1 protein-coding gene is annotated in these 1,176 nt (G+C 70.4%); it reads right to left on the bottom strand.

Going from position 1 to position 1,176, the window contains the following annotated elements:
• Positions 1 to 89 precede the first annotated feature (89 nt).
• Positions 90 to 1,001 carry a hydroxymethylbilane synthase gene (gene hemC / locus ABE423_RS20695; protein ID WP_346487361.1) on the bottom strand — a complete coding sequence of 304 codons (912 nt, stop codon included), beginning with the start codon at positions 999 to 1,001 and terminating at the stop codon, positions 90 to 92.
• Between the last annotated feature and the right edge of the window lie 175 nt (positions 1,002 to 1,176).

Genomic DNA, 1,176 nt, shown 5'->3' with positions numbered 1-1,176 from the left:
TTTTTTGGGTCGGGCGGGGGGTTCTAAACATCTTAAGCCGGCGGGGGGGGTGGGGGGCCCCCCCCCCCCCCCGCCACTACCTGCAATGCTCAGACGTTCAGCAGCTCGCCGGCACCGGCATCCAGCAGCATCGTCGCCACGCGCTGGCCCAGTGCTTCCGGGTCGCTGGCCGGCCCTACGGCCTCGGCACGCACCGCACGACCATCACTGGCACTACCGACCAGGCCCTGCAGGTGCAGGTCGGTGCCCTGCCACTGCGCGATCGCCGCCACCGGCACGTGGCAGCTGCCATGCAACGCACGGTTCATCGCCCGCTCGGCTTCCACGCAGGCGCGCGTTTCCGTGTCATCCAAGCCCGCAAACAGCGCCATCAGGCGCGCATTGCCACCGTCGCACTCCACCGCCACCGCGCCCTGCGCCGGGGCCGGCAGCCACTGCGGCGGTTGCAGGCGCGCGACGATGCGCGCTCCCAGGCCCAGACGCTCCAGGCCGGCCACGGCCAGCACGATGGCGTCGTAGCCACCGTTGTCGAGCTTGGCCAGGCGGGTGTTGACGTTGCCGCGCAGGTCCAGCAGTTCCAGGTCCGGGCGCAGCGCGCGCAGCTGGGCCTGGCGGCGCAGCGACGAGGTGCCAACCCGCGCACCGATCGGCAGCGCATCCAGCGAGGCGTACAGGTTGGAGACGAAACCATCGGCCGGATCGTGGCGGGTCAGCATCGCCGGCAGCGCGAAGGGTTCATCCAGTTCCATCGGCACATCCTTCAGCGAATGCACGGCGCAGTCGGCCTCGCCACGCAGCATGGCCAGCTCCAGTTCCTTCAGGAACAGGCCCTTGCCACCGATGGCGGCCAGCGAGCGGTCCAGCACCTCGTCACCGCGGGTGCTCATCGGCACCAGTTCCACATGCAGGCCGGGGTGGGCCTGGCGCAGGCGATCGGCGACGTGTTCGCTCTGCCAGAGGGCGAGCGGGCTCTTGCGGGTGGCGATGCGGACGGTTTCCATCCGGTCATTATCGCGCCTATCGGCGGGATACGGCCAACGGCGGAGCCCCTCGTGGCTGGTGCGTCAGCTGGATCTATCGCGCTTGGCCGGACGGGGTGGGGTGGGGGGGGGGGCCGGGAAAACGGCCAAAGAGGGATGTGCGCCGCATCCAAACCACAGACACCCCCCCCCCCCC

The organism is Stenotrophomonas sp. TWI1409 (assembly GCF_039673015.1).
GTDB lineage: Bacteria > Pseudomonadota > Gammaproteobacteria > Xanthomonadales > Xanthomonadaceae > Stenotrophomonas > Stenotrophomonas maltophilia_A.
The sequence above is the reverse complement of the archived record's forward strand: the minus strand, read 5'-3'. Positions and strand labels throughout refer to the sequence as shown.

Excerpts from the sequence above, each read along its gene's own strand:
- hemC (WP_346487361.1), bottom strand. The coding sequence starts at position 1,001 with ATGGAAACCGTCCGCATCGCCACCCGCAAGAGCCCGCTCGCCCTCTGG.